Annotated in this window: 1 protein-coding gene; it reads right to left on the reverse strand. The window is 52.0% G+C overall.

Annotation, left to right across the window (positions count from 1 at the left end; translation table 11 throughout):
- The coding region (locus ACIP1X_RS17215; RefSeq protein ID WP_400753792.1) for a beta-ketoacyl synthase N-terminal-like domain-containing protein at positions 1–114 on the reverse strand (114 nt) is incomplete at its 3' end.
- Positions 115–277: the final 163 nt, after the last annotated feature.

Below are 277 nucleotides of genomic sequence, written 5' to 3' on the forward strand. Positions count from 1 at the left end.
GATCAGACCAATGCCACTGCGGCCAGCCAGAATGCCCTGCCAACTGCTCGGCACATCCGTGCCCAGTGGCGACAACATACCCATACCGGTGACTACGACGCGTCTACGCGACACAGCACTCTCCTTTTTCAAATGACGACGACTTTGCATCAGGCCTAAAGAAAAAACCGCACGCCATGATGGCAGTGCGGTTTTTCCATGACAGCAAACAACGATTACAAACTATTACGCCTGGTGGCTAGTAACGTAGTCGATTGCAGCTTGTACAGTAGTGATC

The sequence above is a fragment of the Pseudomonas sp. NPDC088885 genome (assembly GCF_044750025.1).
GTDB classification, from domain to species: Bacteria; Pseudomonadota; Gammaproteobacteria; order Pseudomonadales; family Pseudomonadaceae; genus Aquipseudomonas; species Aquipseudomonas rustica.